Origin of the sequence: Rosenbergiella epipactidis (assembly GCF_018494055.1) — a bacterium.
Lineage (GTDB): Bacteria > Pseudomonadota > Gammaproteobacteria > Enterobacterales > Enterobacteriaceae > Rosenbergiella > Rosenbergiella epipactidis.
In genome coordinates, this window is sequence record NZ_JABBFQ010000005.1 from 83,059 (window position 1) to 104,788 (window position 21,730).

Annotated in this window: 20 protein-coding genes and 1 pseudogene; 7 read left to right on the plus strand and 14 right to left on the minus strand. The window is 49.4% G+C overall.

What is annotated here, in order from left to right:
* Positions 1-4: 4 nt before the first annotated feature.
* Positions 5-442: a GntT/GntP/DsdX family permease gene (locus HGT71_RS09710; RefSeq protein WP_214217593.1), complete on the plus strand. Its 438-nt coding sequence runs from the start codon at positions 5-7 to the stop codon at positions 440-442.
* Between the two features lie 438 nt (positions 443-880).
* On the opposite strand, the gene HGT71_RS09715 is transcribed toward HGT71_RS09710, so the two are convergent.
* Entirely contained in the window at positions 881-1,360 is a 480-nt protein-coding gene (locus HGT71_RS09715) for a hypothetical protein (RefSeq protein ID WP_214217594.1), read from the minus strand.
* A 579-nt stretch (positions 1,361-1,939) separates the two neighbouring features.
* On the opposite strand from HGT71_RS09715, the pseudogene HGT71_RS15960 reads away from it, so the two are divergent.
* The 4 genes and pseudogenes from HGT71_RS15960 to HGT71_RS09730 all read left to right on the plus strand — a co-directional run.
* Positions 1,940-2,077, plus strand: a pseudogene (locus HGT71_RS15960) (GntT/GntP/DsdX family permease); the annotation flags it as partial.
* Positions 2,069-2,410 (plus strand): GntT/GntP/DsdX family permease, encoded by a 342-nt coding sequence (locus HGT71_RS15900; protein WP_342355457.1) that lies wholly within the window; start codon positions 2,069-2,071, stop codon positions 2,408-2,410. The pseudogene HGT71_RS15960 and the gene HGT71_RS15900, both read left to right, overlap by 9 nt.
* 286 nt (positions 2,411-2,696) lie before the next feature.
* On the plus strand, positions 2,697-4,118 hold the full coding sequence (locus HGT71_RS09725; RefSeq protein ID WP_214217596.1) for an NAD(P)/FAD-dependent oxidoreductase: 1,422 nt from the start codon (positions 2,697-2,699) through the stop codon (positions 4,116-4,118).
* Between the two features lie 271 nt (positions 4,119-4,389).
* Entirely contained in the window at positions 4,390-6,507 is a 2,118-nt protein-coding gene (locus HGT71_RS09730; RefSeq protein ID WP_214217597.1) for a TonB-dependent siderophore receptor, read from the plus strand.
* A gap of 32 nt (positions 6,508-6,539) precedes the next feature.
* On the opposite strand, the gene HGT71_RS09735 is transcribed toward HGT71_RS09730, so the two are convergent.
* From HGT71_RS09735 to HGT71_RS09750, 4 genes are all read right to left on the minus strand, one after another.
* Positions 6,540-7,775, minus strand: coding sequence for an MFS transporter (locus HGT71_RS09735; RefSeq protein WP_214217598.1), 1,236 nt, complete (start codon positions 7,773-7,775; stop codon positions 6,540-6,542).
* A gap of 71 nt (positions 7,776-7,846) precedes the next feature.
* A complete protein-coding gene (locus HGT71_RS09740; RefSeq protein WP_425328670.1) occupies positions 7,847-10,192 on the minus strand; it encodes a GNAT family N-acetyltransferase in 2,346 nt (781 codons plus the stop codon).
* Positions 10,182-11,483, minus strand: coding sequence for a lysine N(6)-hydroxylase/L-ornithine N(5)-oxygenase family protein (locus tag HGT71_RS09745; protein WP_214217600.1), 1,302 nt, complete (start codon positions 11,481-11,483; stop codon positions 10,182-10,184). Before HGT71_RS09745 ends, HGT71_RS09740 begins: the two co-directional genes overlap by 11 nt.
* Entirely contained in the window at positions 11,483-13,012 is a 1,530-nt protein-coding gene (locus HGT71_RS09750; RefSeq protein WP_342355454.1) for a pyridoxal phosphate-dependent decarboxylase family protein, read from the minus strand. Before HGT71_RS09750 ends, HGT71_RS09745 begins: the two co-directional genes overlap by 1 nt.
* 245 nt (positions 13,013-13,257) lie before the next feature.
* Here HGT71_RS09750 and HGT71_RS09755 point away from each other — a divergent pair, with 245 nt between their 5' ends.
* Entirely contained in the window at positions 13,258-14,142 is an 885-nt protein-coding gene (locus tag HGT71_RS09755) for a siderophore-interacting protein (protein WP_214217601.1), read from the plus strand.
* A 93-nt stretch (positions 14,143-14,235) separates the two neighbouring features.
* Complete coding sequence (locus tag HGT71_RS09760) at positions 14,236-14,421, plus strand: YqaE/Pmp3 family membrane protein (RefSeq protein WP_048913441.1); 186 nt, start codon at positions 14,236-14,238, stop codon at positions 14,419-14,421.
* Positions 14,422-14,452: 31 nt separating this feature from the next.
* On the opposite strand, the gene HGT71_RS09765 is transcribed toward HGT71_RS09760, so the two are convergent.
* The 9 genes from HGT71_RS09765 to paaK all read right to left on the minus strand — a co-directional run bounded on the left by HGT71_RS09765 (position 14,453) and on the right by paaK (position 21,726).
* Positions 14,453-15,082: an NrsF family protein gene (locus tag HGT71_RS09765; protein WP_214217602.1), complete on the minus strand. Its 630-nt coding sequence runs from the start codon at positions 15,080-15,082 to the stop codon at positions 14,453-14,455.
* Positions 15,075-15,623 (minus strand): sigma-70 family RNA polymerase sigma factor, encoded by a 549-nt coding sequence (locus HGT71_RS09770; protein ID WP_214217603.1) that lies wholly within the window; start codon positions 15,621-15,623, stop codon positions 15,075-15,077. Before HGT71_RS09770 ends, HGT71_RS09765 begins: the two co-directional genes overlap by 8 nt.
* Entirely contained in the window at positions 15,613-16,833 is a 1,221-nt protein-coding gene (locus HGT71_RS09775) for a protein-disulfide reductase DsbD family protein (RefSeq protein ID WP_214217604.1), read from the minus strand. The genes HGT71_RS09770 and HGT71_RS09775 overlap by 11 nt, the downstream gene beginning before the upstream one ends.
* 11 nt (positions 16,834-16,844) lie before the next feature.
* Positions 16,845-17,357 (minus strand): peroxiredoxin, encoded by a 513-nt coding sequence (locus HGT71_RS09780; protein ID WP_241596790.1) that lies wholly within the window; start codon positions 17,355-17,357, stop codon positions 16,845-16,847.
* Positions 17,358-17,506: 149 nt separating this feature from the next.
* Positions 17,507-18,031 carry a cytochrome b/b6 domain-containing protein gene (locus HGT71_RS09785; protein ID WP_214217606.1) on the minus strand — a complete coding sequence of 175 codons (525 nt, stop codon included), beginning with the start codon at positions 18,029-18,031 and terminating at the stop codon, positions 17,507-17,509.
* Between the two features lie 88 nt (positions 18,032-18,119).
* Complete coding sequence (locus HGT71_RS09790) at positions 18,120-18,731, minus strand: glutathione S-transferase N-terminal domain-containing protein (RefSeq protein ID WP_214217607.1); 612 nt, start codon at positions 18,729-18,731, stop codon at positions 18,120-18,122.
* A 72-nt stretch (positions 18,732-18,803) separates the two neighbouring features.
* Complete coding sequence (gene paaY, locus HGT71_RS09795; protein WP_214217608.1) at positions 18,804-19,412, minus strand: phenylacetic acid degradation protein PaaY; 609 nt, start codon at positions 19,410-19,412, stop codon at positions 18,804-18,806.
* A 10-nt stretch (positions 19,413-19,422) separates the two neighbouring features.
* Positions 19,423-20,349, minus strand: coding sequence for a phenylacetic acid degradation operon negative regulatory protein PaaX (gene paaX, locus HGT71_RS09800; protein ID WP_214217609.1), 927 nt, complete (start codon positions 20,347-20,349; stop codon positions 19,423-19,425).
* 60 nt (positions 20,350-20,409) lie between these two features.
* Complete coding sequence (paaK, locus tag HGT71_RS09805) at positions 20,410-21,726, minus strand: phenylacetate--CoA ligase PaaK (RefSeq protein ID WP_214217610.1); 1,317 nt, start codon at positions 21,724-21,726, stop codon at positions 20,410-20,412.
* Positions 21,727-21,730: the final 4 nt, after the last annotated feature.

The window sequence follows — 21,730 nt, forward strand, 5'->3', positions numbered from 1 at the left end:
AGTGATGAGTAGTGATGCTGAAATTTTACTCGCATGTATCGCCGCCCTTGCGGCGATAATTTTTTTTGTGGCCTATGCTAAGTTACCGCCCTTCTTAGCCATTTTTATTGGCGCAGTGATGGCGGGTTTGATTGCCCACGTACCGGTCGATCTAATTGCTAAGAGTTTTTCCAAAAGTGCCGGCGGGGTATTGGGAGAAAGTGGCTATGTTATCGCTATGGGTGCCATGCTGGGCAGTGTGATGACTAAAACAGGCGCGGCCGATCGGCTTGCTGAGTTGATTATCTCCCGAACCTCGACGCGTTATTTACCTTGGGTGATGGCGCTTACCGCTATGGTGATTGGTCTGCCACTCTTTTTCGAAGTGGGGTTAGTTCTGATGTTGCCACTAATCGCCACCGTAAGTGCCCGCTACGGAAAATCGCTTTTTAGTTCCATCTAAATCCTTTCACGTTACGTAAAAACAGGTAGTATGATCCGAGTCAGCCAGTCATCAGTTTTCTCTGTGAGGAACGACCCTGTAGCGATAACACCATTCACTGATGCCAATGATTTGGTAAGCTTGGCGAATGCTGATTCACTGAGCGCTAACGATATGTTGCGCCATCTGCTTTCTGAATAATTTCTGCCTTAGTCACTCTTCTGTATCATCTTTTTAGGGTGACGGTTTACCTCTTTCAGTCCTTTGATACGGGACATGAGGGCAGTATCCATGCCACCAAACTTCAATCGCTATTTATAAAAAAATAGCACGGCTAATGCTATACACCCTGCACATTTCAGGAACCGGAGTTACCACTTTATCCTGTTTGAGAAAGATGACTGTTAGTAAAAATCTTACTGATGAACATACCGATTTATCGTAGATTCTCAAAAGTACTTACTTCATTTGAACAAACCCACTAAAGTCAGAACCAGCCCCTTTAGATAAACCAATAACCATAAGGTAATTCCCAGTCTTTTTTACTTTTGAATTCACTTCCCTCGCTTCTCCATCTGCAGGAGCTTCTTTTATAGTAATTCCATCGTAAGTATTGGAAGGATTAATATCACTATCTGAAAGAAAGGATAAATCACCACTACCATATTTAATATTAAAACCAGGTTGATATATCGCTATAGCCGCGGAATGTTCATTATCAGATATTTCGACATATAGTTGCTTTCCTTGTTTTAATGGTAGATACCAGCATTCTTGCGTGTACCTAAGGACACTTCCATGAAAAGCTATCTTTTTCCCATCACCCAGAGGGAGAGTTTTTATGTCAGTACAACTTTTTGCTCTAGGGGGAGTATCTTCCCCTGCAAACACATAGCTTGAAAAAATAGTTATTAAAATAAATACTATAAAATTCTTCATTATTGATTCCTGAGCTTTTTATAATAAACATCAATGCTAGCAACCTTCACGATATTTCTTACCACTTTAAGGGAGGAAAGGGAAGCCATCAACACATCATAATAAATAAAATCGTGAAGTATCCTATTGTAATTTATAAATAACATCAGATAAGCACTCCATTACGGCTGTGCCATTTCCTTTCTTAATTATGTAATGAAAGTAGAGAGTTTAGTTCTTTGATTAAAGAAAATATAAATCTAAAAAATAATAGGTACGAGCATAAAAAATTTTGGGTAATACTCATGACGGAGATGGATATAAATATAGAGGAAGAGGATTTATATAATTTACAGGTAGATATAATTATACTTAGTTAAATAAAATAATTAATCTAGATTTAATATCAAATGCAGATCTTTAATTTAATGATGTCCACTTGGACTTGAAAATATCGGTTATATTTTGGTCGGATAAACACACAAATAACCCAGCTGATAGAGATGATGCAAGATAACTAACATATAGAATTAATGGTGGATGTATTGGATATCAAGATAGGTTAGAGTTTTTAAGAAGAGCCAAAAAGGTTTTTCTTTAGTTACTCCACCTATCAGATTTACACCTAATACTTCGATTTTTAGCAGATTACGCATTGCTGTACCCGTCTTGGCAGGATTAACGGCATTACATGCCTTGGTGCCGCCTCATCCTGGACCGATTATCGCCATCACAACCTTACACGCGGATTTACTACTCGCGTGGGGTGTTGCCGTATTGATTCGCCAAGCAACCGGTTCAGCGACCGTCGCCACGACGACAACGGCTGGCATTATGGCCGCAAGTTTCCACCTATTGCCGCCATTAGAAAGCAGTCTACTTGCCTTGGCGATCGGTGCAGGGTCGGTCTTTTTCTGCCACATCAATGATGCTGCGTATTGGATGATCAAATCGTTCTTCGGTCTAACCCTTAGGCAAACACTATGGATTTGGTCGGTACTGCAGACAATTGTATCGCTTGTCGGCCTTATTACGGCCAGTGCCTTATGGATGATCCTTGTGCCATCCTAAGGCCTATTGATAGTGCTGACCCAATAACGACTCACCGCTAGGAAAATCCGGCCCCAGCTATCTCTTCCACCACGATGAGTCTTCGATGAAGACTCTTTTTTCACGACATGCTACCGAATTATCGTCTGCCGTAGTAAACCACCAGAGAAAAATCCTCTTTACAACTGACCTTCCCATCGCCAAATTAAACAAAAAATAAACAATCAAATACAATTAACAAACAAATATATAAACCTAGTAACAAAATTACCTTATGATTGCGCCCTTTTGAAATTTGGCAACGAAAATGAATATTAGTAGAAGAAAACTTATCCTTGGGGGCGGCGCAATTTGCGCGGCGGGAATTGGCGCCAGTGTCCTCGGCCCCATGTTTCAACGTGAAGGCCGGCTAGTACCGGGCAAACCAAGATATGGTTTCATTAACGGCACCGAAGGTCCCCTCCCTCAACATGCTGATGCCGTTATTATTGGCGCAGGGATCTTAGGGATAATGACGGCTATTGACCTGACTGAAAAAGGGCTATCCGTCGTTATCGTTGAAAAAGGCAACATCGCGGGTGAACAATCATCCCGATTCTATGGCCAATTGATGACCTATAAGATGGAAGGCGAGACCTTTATGCTCCACCATCTTGGAAAAGAACATTGGCGGGGAATGAATAAAAAAGTGGGTATGGATACCAGTTATCGTACACAAGGGCGTGTGGAAGTACCGCTAAGTGACCAAGACCTACAAAATGTCAGAAGTTGGATTGATCAGAAAAAAGAACTCGTCAGCAGTTCAGTACCATTGAATACACGAATTATTCAGGGAGAAGAGCTGAAAAATCGTTTAAAGGGGGCTACATCAAACTGGACGATTGCAGGCTTCGAGGAGGACTCAGGAAGCTTAGACCCAGAAATCGCGGCGTTTAGAATGGCCGAGTACGCGAAGAAAATTGGCGTAAAAATCTATACCCAGTGCGCCGCGAGAGGTATCGAAAAACAAGGGGGCGCGGTATCCGATGTTGTCACAGAAAAAGGGGCGATTAGAACCCCCCGAGCGGTAGTCTGTGGCGGTGCCTGGTCACGGTTGTTTATGCAGAATCTCGACATCGATCTTCAAACGCTACCGGCTTATCAATCCCAACAACTGATTACCGGTGGACCGGGATTACCGGGCGCAAATGTCGCCTTACCTGGGAATATCTTTTTCCGAGAACAAGCGAATGGGACCTATGCAACATCGCCAAGAATAGAAGTGATCCCTATCGTCAAAGACTCTTTTATCTATGGCTATAAGTATTTACCGTTACTGGCTCCAGAAGATGTCTTTATCCATTTCTCGATCAATGAACAACTTCTCAACTCCTTTAAACAAACAACAAAATGGTCTCTCGATAAACAGTCTCCCTTCGAGACAAATCGCGATATGGTTGGCGTGGCCGATGTTAAAGACCTGAATGCGTCGTTAGTCGCCTTGAAAAAAGAGTTCCCTGCCTTTACTAACTCAAAAATTATTGACCAATGGAGCGGTGCAATGGCCGTCGCCCCAGATGAATCACCGATTATTTCTGTGGTCAATGAATGCCCGGGACTGGTGGTCAATACAGCCACCAGTTGGGGAATGACCGAAAGCCCAGTCTCTGCTTCTATCGCAGCAGATTTACTGTTAGGTAACACCCCAGTCCTCAATGCTAGAGCCTTCAGCCTTTATCGTTTTAGCTAAGGCAACAATATTGTCTCCAACAAAGCCCATTTAGAATATGGGCTTTATCTCCCCCCACTTTAACAATACTCCTTTCCCTTATCAGTTAGGCTTATCGCACATGCCCCGAGGATTTCAGGGTAGACACATAATCAGCATCTGAAGCCGTACAGAGAGTATTGCAACCAAGCTAATAAAAGATAATAATTCTCGTTCTTATTATCAATTGAGGGAATTCAGGTTCGGATTCCCTGAGTCACTTGCGCCCTGACTGTTGAGGTAGATAAAAATAATGAAGACGTTATTCCCGCTTAAGCGTCATGCTTTTCTGGTGTCGTTGGCACTTACCGCTCCGCATCTAAGTTATGCCGCAGACAACACTGTTGTTGTTACCGCCGCACCAGAAGATACGGCCGTTTCAGAAACGCACGGTTATACCGCCAAAACGAGTACTGGCGCGAGTAAAACGGACCAGCCGTTGATAACCACTCCCCAGTCTGTCTCGGTTATCACCCGTCAACAGATGATTGACCAAGGCGCAATGACCGTTAATGATGCCTTAAATTATACCGCGGGAGCGTTCACTAATTTTGGTGGTGCAGCCACCCGCTACGATACCGTATCACTGCGTGGATTCCATGGTGGTGACGTCGATAATATCTTCCTCGACGGTATGCGCTTAATGAGCGATCCCAGCAGCTATAACGTGTTGCAAGTCGACCCATGGTTCCTAGAGCGTATCGATGTAATTAAAGGTCCTTCCTCCGCCCTTTACGGCCAAACCGTCCCCGGCGGATTAGTGATGGAAACCTCAAAACGCCCGCAATTTGCGGAGGAAGGTCACTTTAAAACCTATTACGGCAACCATAGCACCAGTGGCGTCGCCATGGACTATACCAATGCGATCAATGACCAATGGGCTTTCCGCTTAACCGGCATCGGCCATCAAAGTCATACACAATTTGACCATACGCGTGAAGAGCATTATGCCATTTCCCCGTCCTTGCTCTGGCAACCGGATAGCGACACCACACTCCTACTGAAAGCTTATCTACAAAAAGATCCATCAGGTGGCTTCCACGGCTCAGAGCCAGGCGATGGCAGCTTATACAGCCATAATGGAAAAAGGCTTAGTACCAGTTTCAGTGATGCCGATCCCTCTCTGGATCAGTTCAAACGCCACGAGCAAATCTATAGCTACGACTTTTCCCATAACTTCAATGATACTTGGTCGGTACATTCGACCGGAAGTTATAGCCACTCCAATGTCGACCTTGATCAGGTCTATCAGATCGGTTGGCAACCGGATAGTGACATCTTAAACCGCTATTATTCAGGATCGCGGTCCTCTCTGTCCGCTGTTGCGACAGATAACCAACTGATTGCTAATGTTAAAACTGGGGAAATTCAGCATAAAGTCGTTATCGGTGCGGAATATCACGAATATACCAACCGGCATAAAGATGCGAGCGGTGTGGCTTCATCAATTAATCCTTTTACGGGTGAAACCTATGGCGAAAATGGTGATTATACTTTCTACGGTACCAAGAATCGCTATTATCAAACCGGTGCGTATTTACAGGACGAGATGCAATGGGACCGCTGGCACCTAGATGTTTCGGGACGTTATGACCGTATCGTCTCGAAAAGCGTGAGTCACGATCTCGGCACCCAGTCGCGTCGCCAAGATGACCATGTGAGTGGCCGAGCAGGCCTTCTTTACGCCTTTGATAATGGCATCTCGCCGTACCTCAGCTACAGCCAAGCGATTACGCCGCAAGCGCTGTCTGATGCTAACGGTAATCTGCTAAAACCGACCACCGCCTCACAATATGAAGCTGGCGTAAAATACCAACCGGTCGGTACCTCCGATCTGTACAGCATCGCGCTCTACGACCTTACACAAAAAGACGTCGCTAACCGAGTCGTCCCTGAAACTTACTATGCTTCCGTCGGAAAAGTGCACTCCCGTGGTATCGAACTTGAGGCCCATAATCAGTTAACTTCACGATTGAGCACAATCGCTACCGCCAGTGTTAACCATGTTCGCTATGAAGATGCTATCGATGGAAATAATGGCAACACGCCGTATGTCACGCCAAACGCGACCGCGTCTGCTTGGGTAAACTATAAGTTCGATTATGGTATTACCACGGGGGTCGGGGTTCGTTATATCGGTAAACAGTGGGCGGACAACGAAAATACGACGCGTGTTCCTTCGGCCACGCTGGTCGATGCTTCAGTCAGAATGGACCTCGGTGCGTGGCGTTCGCGGTGGAAAGGCGCTTATGTACAACTCAATGCAAAAAACTTAGGGGGACGTGATTACGTGGCGTCGTGCTATGGAACAGGTTATTGCTATTGGGGAGCGGAACGTTCGGTGATTGCAACCGTCGGTTACGACTTCTAAGCCTAGGCGCGGCCTTGCGGCCGCGCCCGTTGTTACTCGAGCGTTAGAGCCTGTCGATGTTGCTTCACCCAGCGAACAAACATCACACTCAGCAGTAACCATAAGCCACCACTCGCCAGATTAACCCCAGAGAAGCCCATTAAGCCGTGTTGGAAGTAGCCTTCGCGCGCAAATTCTAAACCGATGGAATACATCAGAATACTCAGCATCCCCATCATCGCCGCAACTTGCCCCTTGGACTCGGTCACCGAAAATAGGGTTAGCCGGTACAGGACCGCCGTGCTTAATCCCGCACCGAACGCATAAAGACTCAAGCCGCTGACTAGAATCGCAATTTGATAGGTATCGCTAACGGTGGCGCAAAGCGCGATCAGTAGCCCGCCGACGAGCGGCCACGCCCCGATAACTAACGGGCGAGTGATCTCAGCATGATGGGTTAATTTGCTCAGTACCACATTACCTAGGATCATCGCCACAAAGACCGGGACTTGCAGTAGCGCATAATCGACCTCAGTCATCTGATGGTCGTGGATTAAGTAGACCGGGGACAGCGCCACCCAGCTGAGGATAGGCACGGCAGATAAACCAAGCGCCAAACAGCCGGCAACGAGCGCCGGTCGTTTGAGTAACGTCCAATAGGCCCCTAATAACCGCTTTGGCGTTAAGCTGAGCTGCCGATTGCCAGCTGTCTCAGGCATACTGAGATATAATCCGATTAGCGCGATCAGCGACATTAACGCGAAAATAATAAATAACATGCGCCAAGTGGTGAACAGCAGTAAGGCACTGCCGGCCAGTGGACCAATCAAAGGCGCTAACAGCGCCACATTCGCCATCCATGCCATAAGTCGAATACTCTTTCGTTCTTCGAAAGCCTCCTGCACCGCAGTATAGCCAACGGCACCGATGAAACAGAGACTGATCCCTTGAACAAAACGTAGCAACATAAACTGCTCGATCGATGTCACCCAGAAGGTTAATCCGCTTGCGATAGCAAACAACAAGGCGCCGGACATCAATATTGGCCGACGCCCCCACTTATCGGAAAGCGGCCCGAGTAACCACTGTAAAACAAGCCCTCCCACAAGATAAGCCGTGAGCGAAAAAGGCACCCACTCGGGACCCACCTGTAAATCTTGAGTCACTTGTAACATGCCCGGTTGCACCATATCGTGGGCAATATAGGTCGTGAACTCAAACAGAACGAGAGAGAAAGGAAATAGCCATGACGTCACGGGGGCGTCAGGGCGTATTGAAGTCGATGTCATAAATAAGACCTAAATAAAGAAAAAAAGACCGGCATTGCCGGTCATTGTAGTGGCTTTATTGACGACCCGTATCATTTTTTGAACTGAGCGATTGGGTTAACCAGCACCCCAGCCAGTTTCAGGGCGCTAGCCGGATCGTCCAAATTCACCATTTGCTGATTATTCGCCAACTGCAGCCGGTTTAAACAAGAATGTGCATACGTTGGGCTAAACAGATCGAACTGCGCAAACTTGTCAGCAAATTGAGGATGATGTTGCTGATAATGTTCAATACTGACGGCAACACGCTGCCAAAATGCACCTTCTTGCATTACCCCGTCTTCATCAAGAATCGCACTGATAAAACGGAAGAAGCAGCTAAAGACATCGACAAAAATCGATAATAACTTCAACTCATCCGGGACCTCAGCTTTAATACGTTTTATCTTGTCCGGTAACTCGCGCGAAGTATCTAGAATCGCAATCTCTTCGCCAATATCCTTCATAAAACAGCCTACCGGTACATCGTCCTCTAACTTAAGAATCAAGTTTTCGCCATGGGGCATAAAGACCAAGTCGTACTGGTAGAAGCAGTGCAAAATAGGACTTAAATAGGCTTGAAGATAACGGTCAATCCACTCGGCGGGCGCTAAACCTGAACGCTTGATAAGTGCTGTTAACAGCGCTTTACCGTCTGCATCGCGGTGAAGTAATCCGGCCATCGTCATTAAACGCTGCCGATCGGTTAAGCCCGTTAACGGGTTTTCCCGCCATAAGGCAGCAAACATCTTCTTGTAGGCCGACTCTTTTTTGATCGCTCTCTCATAGAGACGATGATGGTAGCCAATGGTGGCGACCTCTTGCAGAATTGAGAAGTGACAGTGGCTAAGCCAGTTATCCTCGGCAACAATCTTCGCTAGCCATTGATTCACCGCAGGTGTCGTGGCCATATAGTAAGGCGATAACCCTCGCATAAAGCCCATATTCAGGATCGAAAGCGCGGTTTTAACATAACGTTTGGATGGCTGACTACGATTAAAGAACGTGCGTATTGACTGTTGCGCCTGGTAGGCATCGGCTGCGACGCCTAAATAAATAATATTTTGTCGGGCGATATCGGCGGCAAAGACTGTGACGATTTTATTTTGCCACTGCCAAGGGTGTACGGGCGTAAAGAGGTAGTCCTCCGGTAACACACCCAGCGATCGCAGTGTAGCCTCCCACTCTTTGACCTGCGCCGTGCCTAACTCCTCCTCGATAAGGGTGGCATAATCCAGCCCATCCACCGCAGCAAAATGCCCATTACTGCGATGGACCGCGACCCAAGGCATAAAGATCGATGCCCCCACCTCTGGCGCATACGCCAAGTAGTCTGCGGCATCAAACCCAATACGCCCATTATTGGCAATAAAACAAGGATGCCCCTCGGTCATTGAAGACTCAATGGTCTGGAAATCTGCCGCCGCCAGTTGCTCGCTGCTTGGATTGCCTTTCTGTAACTTAAACTGGCTGCTGCAGAGCGTGCTGGAGACCTCTTCTAAATAAGTGGCTAACATCGACTCCGGTATCGCCAGTTGGTCGGCGAATTCGACGATAAATTCCAGCGCGTCCAGCGGTTTCTCTTGTCCCTTATGGGTTTTCCTTAGGGTCCGCCAGTCGATAGAAAGGTGGTTCAGCGCCCGCCATTTCCCTTCAAACTGATACACATTCTCGCCCGAGCTATCGGTTAAACGCCACCCGCCTTCGGCGACCGCTTCAGGGACTAATAGCCGCTCATGGCTGAATTCAGTAATCGCTTTTTGGATCAATTGTCCATTTACCTGCTGCCAGTGTTTGGCATTAGGCTGGGCGGGAGATAAAACGGACGCTGGCTTTAACATAAGGGCTTTCTCTCGGTAAAAATCTGTGGCCGTACAAAACGCCAACCATGCGCGTTTGTGACCAAGGTCGATTTGCTGGTGATAGCGGAAACCCGCTTGTTGATTAAGTCGATGAATTTTGTGGTTATTGATATCGGGTTCAACCACCACGCGTGACACTTCCGGGCGGCTAAACATATATTCCATTACGGTGGCGAAAATTTGCCGACTTAATCCACTGATGGGCGTACTGACGGGTGCCACGAGCAGGTGCATACCATAATCGCCAGATTGCGCAGGGTAATGCTCGGCCACCTCTTCCTGTAGCGCCTGATAGCACTCGATTAAGAAATAAGGCTCTCCGTCGAGGCTACCGATCAGCACACTGTTGACGTCTTGGGCGACCAGGTTGATATAGAAGTCATTGACCTGCTCAACGCTCTGATCCTGCATTCCCCAGAACTGCGCATGGGGCTGAATCACCCATTGGTGGATCATCGTTTCATCCCCCGCTTGCCAACGGCGTAAGGTGAAATGGCCCAAGGGTTGTTGCAGACTATATATACGTTCACCCATCAACGGCCTCCTTCGGCAGTCCAAAGGTTTGGAAAGCAATTTTTTTCTCGACCGGATACACCTCTCGACCCAGAATACTGCGTAGGATCACCGAGTTGCGGTAACAGGCCATCCCTAAATCAGGTGAGACAAAACCATGGGTGTGCAACTCAGCGTTTTGGACAAAGAGGCTATGGCGACGATCGATACTGTAGTCTCGCCCCACCGCATAACGTTGCTGGCGATCAAACTCGATTAACGGCATCAGGGGCGTTAAGAATTCAGGCGGACGATAGGTATAACCCGTCGACATAATGACGCCATCGGTCGCGAGGCTAAACTCTTCCTGCAGGACTTGGTGAGACAGGGTAAGCGTCAGTCCCTGGTTTTCATTCTTCTCCATGGCAACAAGGCCAGAGTCGGTACACAGGGTCACCGGCAGCGGTCCCTCCAGATCCTTACGATAAAGCAGTTCGTAAATATCGTTAATCAGGCTCTCATTAATCCCCTTATAGAGATTTTTCTGGCTGGCATTCAAGCGGTCACGCTGCGCTTCCGGTAACGCATGGAAATAGTCGACCCACTCTGGCGAAGTCATCTCTAACGTTAGCCGGGTGTATTCCAACGGGAAAAAACGCGGGGCGCGAGTCACCCAATTTAACTGATAGTGATATTGATCAATATCTTGCAGTAAATCGTAGAAAATCTCTGCCGCACTTTGGCCACTGCCCACCACCGTAATCGCCGATTGCTGCTGCAAAGCCTGTTTCTTCGCCAGATAGTGCCCAGAATGCACCACCTGTTCTAATGAGGTATCGATCCAGTCCGGCATCCAGGGCGTTGGTCCGGTGCCTAACACTAGATGGCGAGCAAGCCATTGCTGGCGTTCACCACTGACGGTATTTATCGCGTCAACGCAATAGCAGTCTCGCTGTTCATCGCGCGTCACCCGCTCAACCCGCGTGTTCCACTGTAATGAAGCGAGCTGGTCGCACGCCCACTGACAATATTGGTTGTACTCTTTACGCAGTAGGAAAAAGTCTTCGCGAATATAGAACGAGTAAAGTTTACCCTTCTGTTTCAAATAGTTTAAAACACTAAAACGACTCGTCGGGTCGGCTAAAGTCACTAGATCGGCCATAAAGGGCGTCTGTAAATGGGCAGACTCCAGCATCATGCCTGGATGCCAATTGAAGGTCGGCTTTTGATCGAGATACACCGCATCCATGTCGTCTATCGCATCAGTCAGACAGGCCAAACTCAGGTTAAATGGACCAATCCCCACCCCAAGCAAGTCATAAATTTTCTCAGACATCAGTGGGCCCCTACGGTTTGTTTACGCTGAATACGCTGAGCGGCTAAAGCTTCTCCGTGATGGATTAAGGCTTCGATCACTTGTTGGATCTCGTCTATCGATGTCGCAGGATTGAGTAAGGTAAATTTCAAATACTGCTTCCCCTTTACCTTGGTGGCCGCAATCATTGCTTCACCGCTTCGATTGAGACCTTTACGGATCTGTTGATTAATCTCGTCCACTGCATTGGCGCTCAGTTCGGTGGTCGGGTGGAAACGGAAGACTTGGGTGGTTAATTCTGGCGCATGCAGTACCTCTAGCTGCGGGTAAGCCATTAAGCGACGGTGAGTCTCCACCGTTAAGGCGATGACCTGATCAAACGCGTCACCCAGCGATTCACGACCCAAAATGCGTAAACTAAGCCACATCTTTAAGGCATCGAAACGGCGAGTCGTTTGTAGGCTTTTATCCACTAAATTCGGGGTGCCTTCCTGTTTGGCACTGAGTGGATTGAGGTAATCTGCATGGACGGTGACATGACGCAGATGGCTGGCCTCACGGACAAAAAAGGCACCGCAACTGACGCTTTGGAAGAAAGATTTATGGTAATCCACCGTCACCGAGTCGGCTAACTCGATTCCCGACAGACGCGGGCGGAACTGGGTGGAGGTCAACAGTCCGCAGCCATACGCTGCGTCAACGTGGAACCATGCTTGGTGACGGTGACATAATTCGGCGATCTCCGCTAAGGGGTCAATGCTGCCGAAATCGGTAGTCCCTGCTGTCGCCACGACCGCGATAGGGATTAAGCCTTCTGCAACCGCCTGCGCCATCGCCTGTGCCAGTTGGCGACTGTCCATCTTGTAATCGTCATCGTAATCCACGGCGATGACCGCCTCATAGCCTAGTCCCAGTAAGGCGCAAGACTTCTGAATACTAAAATGGCTTAACGCAGAGGTGAAAATACGCCAGCGCGAGGCTTCGGCTGGTAATCCATGATGCTTTACCAAACGTTCGGGCGTCTCTTTAGCCACTCGACTGTCTCGCGCTAATAACATCGCCATCAAGTTAGACTGGGTGCCGCCGCTGGTAAAAATTCCCTCACTCCCCTGGGGTAAGCCTATTTGCTGTAACGTCCAATCCACCACTTTCTGTTCGATCAAGGTGGCCCCAGCACTCTGATCCCAAGTATCCACTGAGGTATTGACCGCACTTAACAGCTGCTCGGCCAATAACGTGGGTAACGTAATCGGACAGTTTAGATGGGCGATATAGCGGGGATGATGGAACCACACGGCATCTCGCAACCAGAGTTGCGACAGTTCCTGCAGCGCAGCCTCTGTCGAGGCAAGCGGCTGGGTTAAATCGATCTCGGCAAATTCAGCCGCCAGTGCTTGAGGCGTAATGCCACTAAAAGGTTGAGAGGCTCTCACCATATGTTGACGGATAAGATTCGCGGCCAACTGAGTATTACGTTGATAGCCGTCGAGCGTTTTATCGTTGAACAACCACTTCTCGAAAGAATTTTTTTCGCTATTATTTTTAGACACTTACACCACCCTTTCCCTTTACACCATTAGAAAAAAGAAGCACTCCAGTAGTAAAACTGATTATTGTGGAGTGGTTATAAGGTATGAGAATCTAAATGATAATGATTAGTATTAACAATAAGGAATATTCTTAAAGCTGTTTTTCCCTTTAAAAACACGCCCTCAGTTTTCCGTCACAGCTAGCCGCAGAGTCATTGAATGTGTATGATAATTATTATCATTATTTTTATAGGTAAGTGATCGGTATGGCGTCAGGGTATAGAGTGGTCGATCTTCAGTTAAAACGTCGAGAAATGTTGAGTCCTTCGCTATTGCGCTGCGTCTTTACCGGCGAGGATATCGATAAAATTAAACATGAGGCGCCAGACCAACGCATCAAAATTCTGTTGGCGGAACATCAATCCTGCCAAAAACTTGCCGTAACGGAAGATTGGTACGGGACCTTTCTCGCTATCCCCAAAGCAGAGCGCCCGACCATGCGGACCTATACCCTGCGCCACCTTGACGTGTCACAACAAGAGATGTGGGTCGATTTCGTCCTACATGGCGATACTGGGCCAGCCTCACGCTGGGCGCTGCGTGCGCAAGTCGATAGCTCATTACAGATTGTAGTACCCAATGCCGAGGCGGCAGCGACCAGTGGCGGGTTTGAATGGTTTGAAAATCCGACGCTGCAAGAGGTCTTACTGGTTGCCGATGAGACCGCCCTACCCGCTGCGATGGGGATTTTAGAAAATCTTGCCCGCCGACCGACCCCCCCCCGTGTGCAAGCGTTTCTTCATGTGCCCTTAGCCGCGGACAGTCAACCGATTAACTACGACTTTGCCAAGATTCATTGGAGCAGCACTGAGCGTGATGGCGATGCGCAGCAGGCCCTCTTACAGGCCGTTCAATCGCGCTTAACGCTACCGGACTACGCCTGCAGCGCGGACCAATCGTTGGAAGAGAAAAGCCTTAGCGACGATATTTTGTGGGAACGGGCCGAGCCGTGTGAACGCTTTCGCGCTTGGGTGGCCGCCGAGTCCAGTGTCGTCAGAACCTTACGCCGTTATCTGATTCAGGAACGCATGCTGACGCGTGAAACGGCCACCTTTATGGCCTATTGGTCGCAGGGTAAAGTGACAGGTTAAGCGTCCTCTGGCCAAAAAATTAGGATAATGACACTTAGGGCTTAATGTTTTTCTCGTCTACACTGAAATAAAGGAATGATAACAGGAGAGATCATGAGACTACTTATTGCACTACTTTTACCTTGGCTAACGTTCTTCACTATCGGTCGACCGATCGCCGGGATTATCTGCTTAATTTTACAACTGACGCTGATCGGGTGGCTACCTGCTACCATCTGGGCGGTCTATGCCTTAAGCCAATACAATACCGATAAAAAAATTCAGCGCTCAATGCGTTGAGTTCTGTTAGGGCAGGTCTTCAGCCTGCCCATCATCCTTTTATTCGTGTAAGACGGCCAATAATCATCGTTATGCCAATAATGGTTGCCACCGCAGCAACATGCAGGGCGAAATCCATCCGATCTTGTTGCACCGGATGACACAGCGATAACAGGCTGACTGACCATGCCGCCACGCTAATTCCCGCCATTAATAGGCCCTTCTGACTGTACAACCCGCCACTCTGTCGTAACGTCCACAACAAGGTGATTACCATCGGCGTACTGACTACCATCAGAAAAAGGTAGCAAAAGGTACCGTGATCATGGGTCGGTGCGACGGGATGAGCCGGAATACTCATAATATTCAGCAACAACCAGAGTCCACCCGCTAACACAAACCGCACAGTGGGCAGGGTATCGCGCCCAGGAATTAATAAGGTCAGCGCATTCCATGCTGCTGCAATACCGATGATTACCGCGAGCAATAATTGTGCGACGGCTAGCCCGGCACCCGGTTGCGTCCAATCGGTTAATCCGCGATGCACCACAACACTCGACACTATCGCTAAGGGAAGGGCTAGCGCCATCCACTTTAGAATACGGATACTTGTTGGGGCGAGAGGGTTGACGGGCCGCATCTCACTGGAGAGTTTCTTAATAAGTTGTTGATGATCACTCATGTTTCGCTCCGATACGTCGTAAATTGACCAACGCTCGATGTAATAAAGACTTTACGGCCGAGAGAGATAATTGATGGTGCGAGGCGGCTTCCGCAAGACTCTTTTCGTTGAGATGGACGAACTCCACCATTTCTCGTTGCCGTGCCGGTAACTGCTGCAAGTAGTGTCCTAGCTGAGGGTCAGCAGTAAGCGGCTGACTCTCAGCCGTGCTCGATGCTTCACAATAGTCATCGTCCACCACCTCATAACGTCGATACCCTTGGCGACGCAGCGCATCAATACAACGCGCGCGGATAATCGCCTGTAACCATGGCATAAAGGGATAATCACTGTCGTAGGTGTGGCGTACGCGATGCAGCGTCAGTAGCACGTCTTGGACCACATCCTCGACCTGACTACGGTCATAAATTTGTTGACTAACTTGCGCGCGGATCGCCGGCAACAAGGCCCTCAACAACCGTTCATACGCCTGTTGAGAACCACGCTGAGCCTGCACCATCAGCGCTGGCCACTGCTGCTTATCGCGGTCGTTAAGTGCCATTAGCCGCTTTCTGTAGGGCTTGCGTCACAATTTGCGGGGTCAATACCTGTGGCAGAACCACTGGCTTACCGCCATCTGCCGGATAGACGAGATACATGGGTAATCCTCCTTGGCCAAACTCTGCCAACGCATCCTCAACATCGGGATTAAACTTGGTCGAGTCTGCCACCATAAAGTGTGTCCCAGTCGCCGTGATAGCCTGTTTCACCGCCTCAGTCGATAGCGTTGTGCGCTGATTAACCTGACAGGTAATACACCAAGACGCCGTGAAATCGACAAAGATCGGTTTCCCCTTACCCCGTAGCTGCGCCACATTATGAGGCGACCACGTTTCTTCACTGACCGACGCCGCCGCGGAGACTTGGCTCTGCTTAGGCGTAATCCCGACCACTGGCGCAATGACCGCGATCAGTAGCAGAAAGGTCAACGCCGCTAAGCCGCGGTATGAACGCGACATCATGCGCCGACGCTGCACAATACCGTACAACCACGCGGTAAAGCCAAACAGCACCGAGACGGCCAGCAGCATGCCTAAGGCTTGGCTATCCGTTTGTTGAGAAAACACCCAGACTAGCCAAGCGTAAGCCCCGAGCATCGGAAAGGCCAAACCATGCTTTAACGTCTGCATCCACGCACCGGGTTTCGGTAACCAGCGCGATAATGAGGGAAAGAAACAGATCAACGAAAAAGGTGCCGCAAAGCCAAGGGCTAAGAAGAAAAAGACCCATAGTGCGACAAAAGGCGGTTGCACCAACGCATAGCCTATCGCACTGGCCATAAACGGTGCGGCGCACGGCGTCGCCACGATAATCGCCAAGGCCCCGGTAAGCGCAGAGCGCGCGAAGATCCCACGTTTCGTCTGTACTGACCCGACATTTTGTACGGCAAGTCCGACTTCAAACAGCCCAAGTAAATTGAGTGCCGCCGCCAACATCACCAGTGCCAATAGGGCAATCACTAGCGGAGACTGAAGCTGAAATCCCCAGCCCACCGCCGCGCCACCGGCACGTGCCGCCAGCAGGATCCCCGCTAACAGCAGCATGGTCACCACCACACCGACTAAAAAGCCCATCCCTTCTCGTTTAGCGTGACCAGAATCGGATTGATGATTGATAAGACCCAGCGCTTTCAATGAGATCACTGGAAAAACGCAGGGCATTAGATTAAGGATAATGCCGCCCAAAAAGGCGGCGAATAACGCGGTTAGCATCCTGTCACCACTTAGTGTGCGGAGCGATACTGTTGTACAGCATCCAACGCTTTCTGGATATGCTGATCAGGATTTCTATCGGTGTAGCTCATTAAAATTTTGCCTTCAGGGGAGATAACATAAGAGGTCCGCTCTGACATCGCCTTCCCTTTCACTTGTACCGCTGTTTGATACTGCGCCGCCACTTTCGCACCCGGATCAGCTGCCACCGCAAATTTATCGCGGCACTCGAGTTTAGAGAACTGGCTAATTTGGTCAGTATTGCCTGCCGTCACACCAATGACGATCGCGCCTAATTGGCTAAACTTATCGGTGGCTTCGGCGAACTCATGAGCCTCTAAGGTACAGCCTGCAGTAAATGCCGCAGGGAAGAAATAGAGCACGACTGGGCCTTTTTTAAGGGCTTGTTGTAGCGAAAAATCGAGCGGTTTGCCGCCCAGCGCAGCATGCAATTGGAATTGAGGAGCGGCTGCACCTACCGGTAATGCAGCCTGTGCCGTAAAGCTTGAGGCCGCAAAAGCCATTCCTACACCTGCAACAATCTGGGTAATACGACGTTTCAACATAGTCATCTCCATACTCCTGTAGAATTAATATAATAAGTTTAGTTAACTTACTGAGTAATTCGCTCAGCCGAGTAAAAAGTTGCGCAAGGTGATAAAAAAATTTTCGATTATTTTCCCCACAGCCACATGGCCCGCAGCGTGTTGTCTTTTTTCACTGCATGATGATACAGCGCCGCCAAGGTATGTGCCGCGATGAGCCAATAACCGATCTGTGCGAGGTCCATATGCCATGCCATCAGGCTTTTGGCTAACGCCAGATTCGGCATATCGGTAATGGGCATCGCGATCCCTAACCATGACCATTCATGCCCGCGAAAATAACGGGCGGTAAGACTGAGCAGGGGTAAGGTAATAAATAACAGGTATAACAGCCCATGGCCACACTGTGCCAACCGAGATTGCACGCTGGGTTGAGTCGGTTGTCGCGCACCTTTAGCACGTAAAAAGAGGCGCGTTACCATCATGATAAGGACGCTCATTCCCGCGTAGACATGCGTTATCGCCACGACTTTGCGCTGTCCCGGTGTTAAGTCAATCCACGATCGCGACTCAATACTGCCGTAAGCCGCCAACAAAGCGAGTAGCGTTAACCAATGAAGCAGACGAATAACAAAGGAGTAATGGGTAATCACAATTGTCGACCTAGCCTAAATATTTTGCTTAACATCGCTTACCCTTAAGCTAAGGTCAAGTTATCCCTGCATCGTCTGCGCGGCAGCGTTATGGGTGGCAACAGGCGGCAGTTGAGGTCAGCTGTGCCAGCGCTTCCTGTAGGAATGACCAAGCCACCAACTGCTGTTGATACTGCCCCGCTTCACCCTGTAACCTCACACCATAGTGCTGTAAACGGTAGGCCAATACGGCGTAAAAGGCATCGACTGCCGTCGGTTTATCGCCCTGATAGAAAGGGCCTTCGGCACTGGCGAACAGTGTTGTGACCCGCGCGATATCGGCGGTTTGCGCCGGAGAAAATGCGGTTAATGGGCTGACATCGGCCAAGGTGAAGGGCATCGTTTGACGTAATGCGCTGAAGCCCGCGTGCATCTCGGCACAGAGACTGCGCGAGAGTGCGCGTTTCCCCTGATCAGTGGGATAAAGTTTCCCATCACTCAACTCATTAAGGTACTCAAGAATCGCTAGCGAGTCATGGAGGCGCAATGAGCCGTCCTCGAGGAAGGGCACCAACCCTGTCGGGCTGAGAGAGCGAAGTACGCTTTGACAACTCGCGCACTGTAACGAAAATACATGAAGATCGACAGGAAGTTCGGCTATTTTCGCGCCGATCATCGTACGTAACGACCACGTTGAATCTGTCCCCACCGATAACTGCATGACAATGCTCCCAAGCTGATAAGGTTTCAGCCACTTTACACGCAATCTAGTTCCGAGACACCTGTGCAGAAACTATTTGGCCTTGCGTGCCTCGGCGAGGCATTGATGGGGATCGGTAAAAGAAATACGTGGATGGTCAGCATCGAGGTCACGCAGTGGCTCGACTTCGCGTAACGACTGCTGAGAGCGGGTCACCAGTTGATGATACTGCTCGGTACCGGCCCGCTTCCACGCCAACTCCTGACTCGATAACGTTCTCACCACTTTGGCGGGAGCGCCTAAAATTAATTGGTTGGCGGCATAACTTGCCCCCGCTTTCACAAAGGAGGCCGCGCCGACGATACAGTTTTCGCCAATCTCTGCGGCATCCATGATCACCGCATTCATCCCGACCATCGCATTACGGCGGATAACACACCCGTGTAATACAGCACAGTGACCGATATGCCCGTCTTCTTCGACTACCGTATCCTGCTCGGGAAAACCGTGCATCACACAGTTATCTTGAATATTGGCACCACGTTTGACGACAATGCGCCCAAAATCACCCCTTAGGCTGGCATTAGGACCGATATATACGCCGGTCTCAATAATTACATCGCCGATCAACACGGCAGTGGGATGAACATAACTGTCGAGTGACACAACCGGGGTCACCCCATCGATCTGATAACTGGGCATCAGGACGCTCCTAGTCGGCGAGTAAACCGCCGAAACGTTGATAATAACTGCTGGCCGGAAGAGGCAAATCGCCGACAGAGTTTTCACCCTTTTCACTGAGGAACTGTAGCGCGCCAGGTGATGTGCGCTGATAAATATTGATAAAGAGTTGACGAGCCGTTTGGCCAGACCAATGGCTTGGGAGTAATTCTTGCGGCAGCATCGGGTCACGTAACGTGATCCGACGGTAGCAATCCACCACCAGCAATTGCAGATGAAAACAGCGCTCTGCAGTAAGCTCGTCGTCTTTAGCTTCTTTAAGTAAACGCTGTAACGGCCGGAAGGTTTCAATAAAACCTTCTAATCGCTGATTTTTTTCGGTCAGCTGCCAACACTCTTCAACTCGCGCCCGTAACGCCGCCCGCGACAGGGCTAGCGGAGAGGTTGCTTCAAAACAGATAACCTTTTCCGCAACACCGGCTTCAAATAACAGCGCTTGTACCTCGGCGAGATTCTGCGAAGGCGATGCCATTAAACTGGGGGCTAATACACCAAACCCTTGCCAGATCAGCTGCTTTTTGACATCGAGTAAGGTCTTACGCTCTAAGCCTTCAGAAAGTAGCAGTAGCCACTTTCCATCCCATGCCGGTTGTTCAGTACAATAAATTTTATGCTCTGCTCGGCGGGTAATTCGCGCCCCCTTCTCGCTGAGGCGATAAAAACTACGCCGCCCCAAGCGGGTCACGTCTAACCACTCCTCTTTATGCAGACGGAAGAGTGACGTCCGAATAAATCGCTCACCAAAGCCTAGCCCTTCAAAGAGTGCGGTGAGACTAGCAATACTGATCTCCCCCCCTCGATGGGCGAGTGCATCGCCATAAAATGACGAAATCAGTGAGGTGCCGCTAACCGGTAGCGCGGCAACCGCCTGTTGGATAAAGCTCTCTATCTTATTCATAACGTCCGCTTTGTTGAGCCACTCGATATCTGGCCATCATAGCATAGGCGCCATTCAGCCTTAGCCATTCGCCACTAATTTTCGTAAATCAAAGACGCGGCAGGCTTTACCTTCGGACCGTGGAAGGCTACCGCAATTGACGATGACCACTTCAGTGGTGATACCAATCATCGCCTTGATTTGGTGGCAAAGTAATTGCCCGACCCCTAATCGCTGTTCGGGGGAGAGGTGTAGAAATTGCTGCTTAATTTCGACGCGAATGGCCAGCGCGTCCAGATGACCGCGACGATTAATTTCAAGTTGGTAATGCGGTGATAGCGCTTCGACTTTCAAAATTTCCTCCTCAATTTGAGAAGGGAAAACGTTCACGCCCCGGATAATCAGCATATCGTCGCTACGCCCAGTGATCCGGTCCATCCGACGCATGGTTCGAGCCGTTCCCGGCAGCAAACGTGTTAAGTCCCGGGTACGATAACGAATAATTGGTAAGGCTTCTTTGGTTAAACTGGTGAACAACAATTCCCCCAGTTCGCCATCATCCAGCGCACTGCCGTCAAGCGGGTTAACAATTTCAGGAAAGAAGTGGTCTTCCCAGATAGTCGGGCCATCACGCGTTTCCAGACACTCCATCGCCACCCCTGGCCCCATGACTTCCGATAAGCCATAGATGTCTAGGGCCGTGATACCGAGTCGCTGCTCAATCTCGTGGCGCATCGCTAAGGTCCAGGGTTCAGCCCCGAACACCCCCACGCGCAGCGAACAATGCCGAGCATCGCCACCATACTGTTTCTCTAGCTCTTCAATCAGATTTAAGCAGTAAGAGGGAGTGACCATAATCATATCGGGCTGAAAATCACGAATTAACTGCGCCTGCTTCTCGGTTTGCCCCCCAGACATCGGGATAACGGTCGCCCCTAAGCGCTCTGCACCGTAGTGCGCGCCAAGCCCGCCAGTGAATAGTCCATAACCATAGGCGATATGAATTTTATCCTTAGCCGTGCCCCCTGCCGCCCGCAGGGAACGGGCGACGATATCCGCCCAGGTAGTGATATCCCGATGGGTATAACCGACGACCGTGGGTTTGCCAGTCGTACCGGATGAGGCATGGATCCTGACCACCTGTTCCATGGGGACCGCGAAAGTATCGAAGGGGTAGTTATCCCGCAAATCCTGTTTGGTGGTACAAGGGAACTTTTTAATATCCTCAAGCTGGGTAAAGTCATCAGGATGTACGCCGGCCGCATCAAATTTCCGACGATACATCGGGACATTTTGATAAGCATGGGTCAATGTCCATTTCAGCCTTTGGGTTTGTAAGGCTCGTAATTCATCAATGGACGCCGTTTCAATCGCTTCTAGTTGGATTTTCGTTGTCATAATG

Bases quoted from the DNA above. Each gene is read 5' to 3' on its own strand.
- HGT71_RS09710 (WP_214217593.1), top strand. From the start codon at position 5: ATGAGTAGTGATGCTGAAATTTTACTCGCATGTATCGCCGCCCTTGCG.
- HGT71_RS09715 (WP_214217594.1), bottom strand. From the start codon at position 1,360: ATGAAGAATTTTATAGTATTTATTTTAATAACTATTTTTTCAAGCTAT.
- HGT71_RS09725 (WP_214217596.1), top strand. From the start codon at position 2,697: ATGAATATTAGTAGAAGAAAACTTATCCTTGGGGGCGGCGCAATTTGC.
- HGT71_RS09730 (WP_214217597.1), top strand. From the start codon at position 4,390: ATGAAGACGTTATTCCCGCTTAAGCGTCATGCTTTTCTGGTGTCGTTG.
- HGT71_RS09735 (WP_214217598.1), bottom strand. From the start codon at position 7,775: ATGACATCGACTTCAATACGCCCTGACGCCCCCGTGACGTCATGGCTA.
- HGT71_RS09745 (WP_214217600.1), bottom strand. From the start codon at position 11,483: ATGTCTGAGAAAATTTATGACTTGCTTGGGGTGGGGATTGGTCCATTT.
- HGT71_RS09755 (WP_214217601.1), top strand. From the start codon at position 13,258: ATGGCGTCAGGGTATAGAGTGGTCGATCTTCAGTTAAAACGTCGAGAA.
- HGT71_RS09760 (WP_048913441.1), top strand. From the start codon at position 14,236: ATGAGACTACTTATTGCACTACTTTTACCTTGGCTAACGTTCTTCACT.
- HGT71_RS09765 (WP_214217602.1), bottom strand. From the start codon at position 15,082: ATGAGTGATCATCAACAACTTATTAAGAAACTCTCCAGTGAGATGCGG.
- HGT71_RS09770 (WP_214217603.1), bottom strand. From the start codon at position 15,623: ATGGCACTTAACGACCGCGATAAGCAGCAGTGGCCAGCGCTGATGGTG.
- HGT71_RS09775 (WP_214217604.1), bottom strand. From the start codon at position 16,833: ATGCTAACCGCGTTATTCGCCGCCTTTTTGGGCGGCATTATCCTTAAT.
- HGT71_RS09780 (WP_241596790.1), bottom strand. From the start codon at position 17,357: ATGGCTTTTGCGGCCTCAAGCTTTACGGCACAGGCTGCATTACCGGTA.
- HGT71_RS09790 (WP_214217607.1), bottom strand. From the start codon at position 18,731: ATGCAGTTATCGGTGGGGACAGATTCAACGTGGTCGTTACGTACGATG.
- paaY (WP_214217608.1), bottom strand. From the start codon at position 19,412: ATGCCCAGTTATCAGATCGATGGGGTGACCCCGGTTGTGTCACTCGAC.
- paaX (WP_214217609.1), bottom strand. From the start codon at position 20,349: ATGAATAAGATAGAGAGCTTTATCCAACAGGCGGTTGCCGCGCTACCG.
- paaK (WP_214217610.1), bottom strand. From the start codon at position 21,726: ATGACAACGAAAATCCAACTAGAAGCGATTGAAACGGCGTCCATTGAT.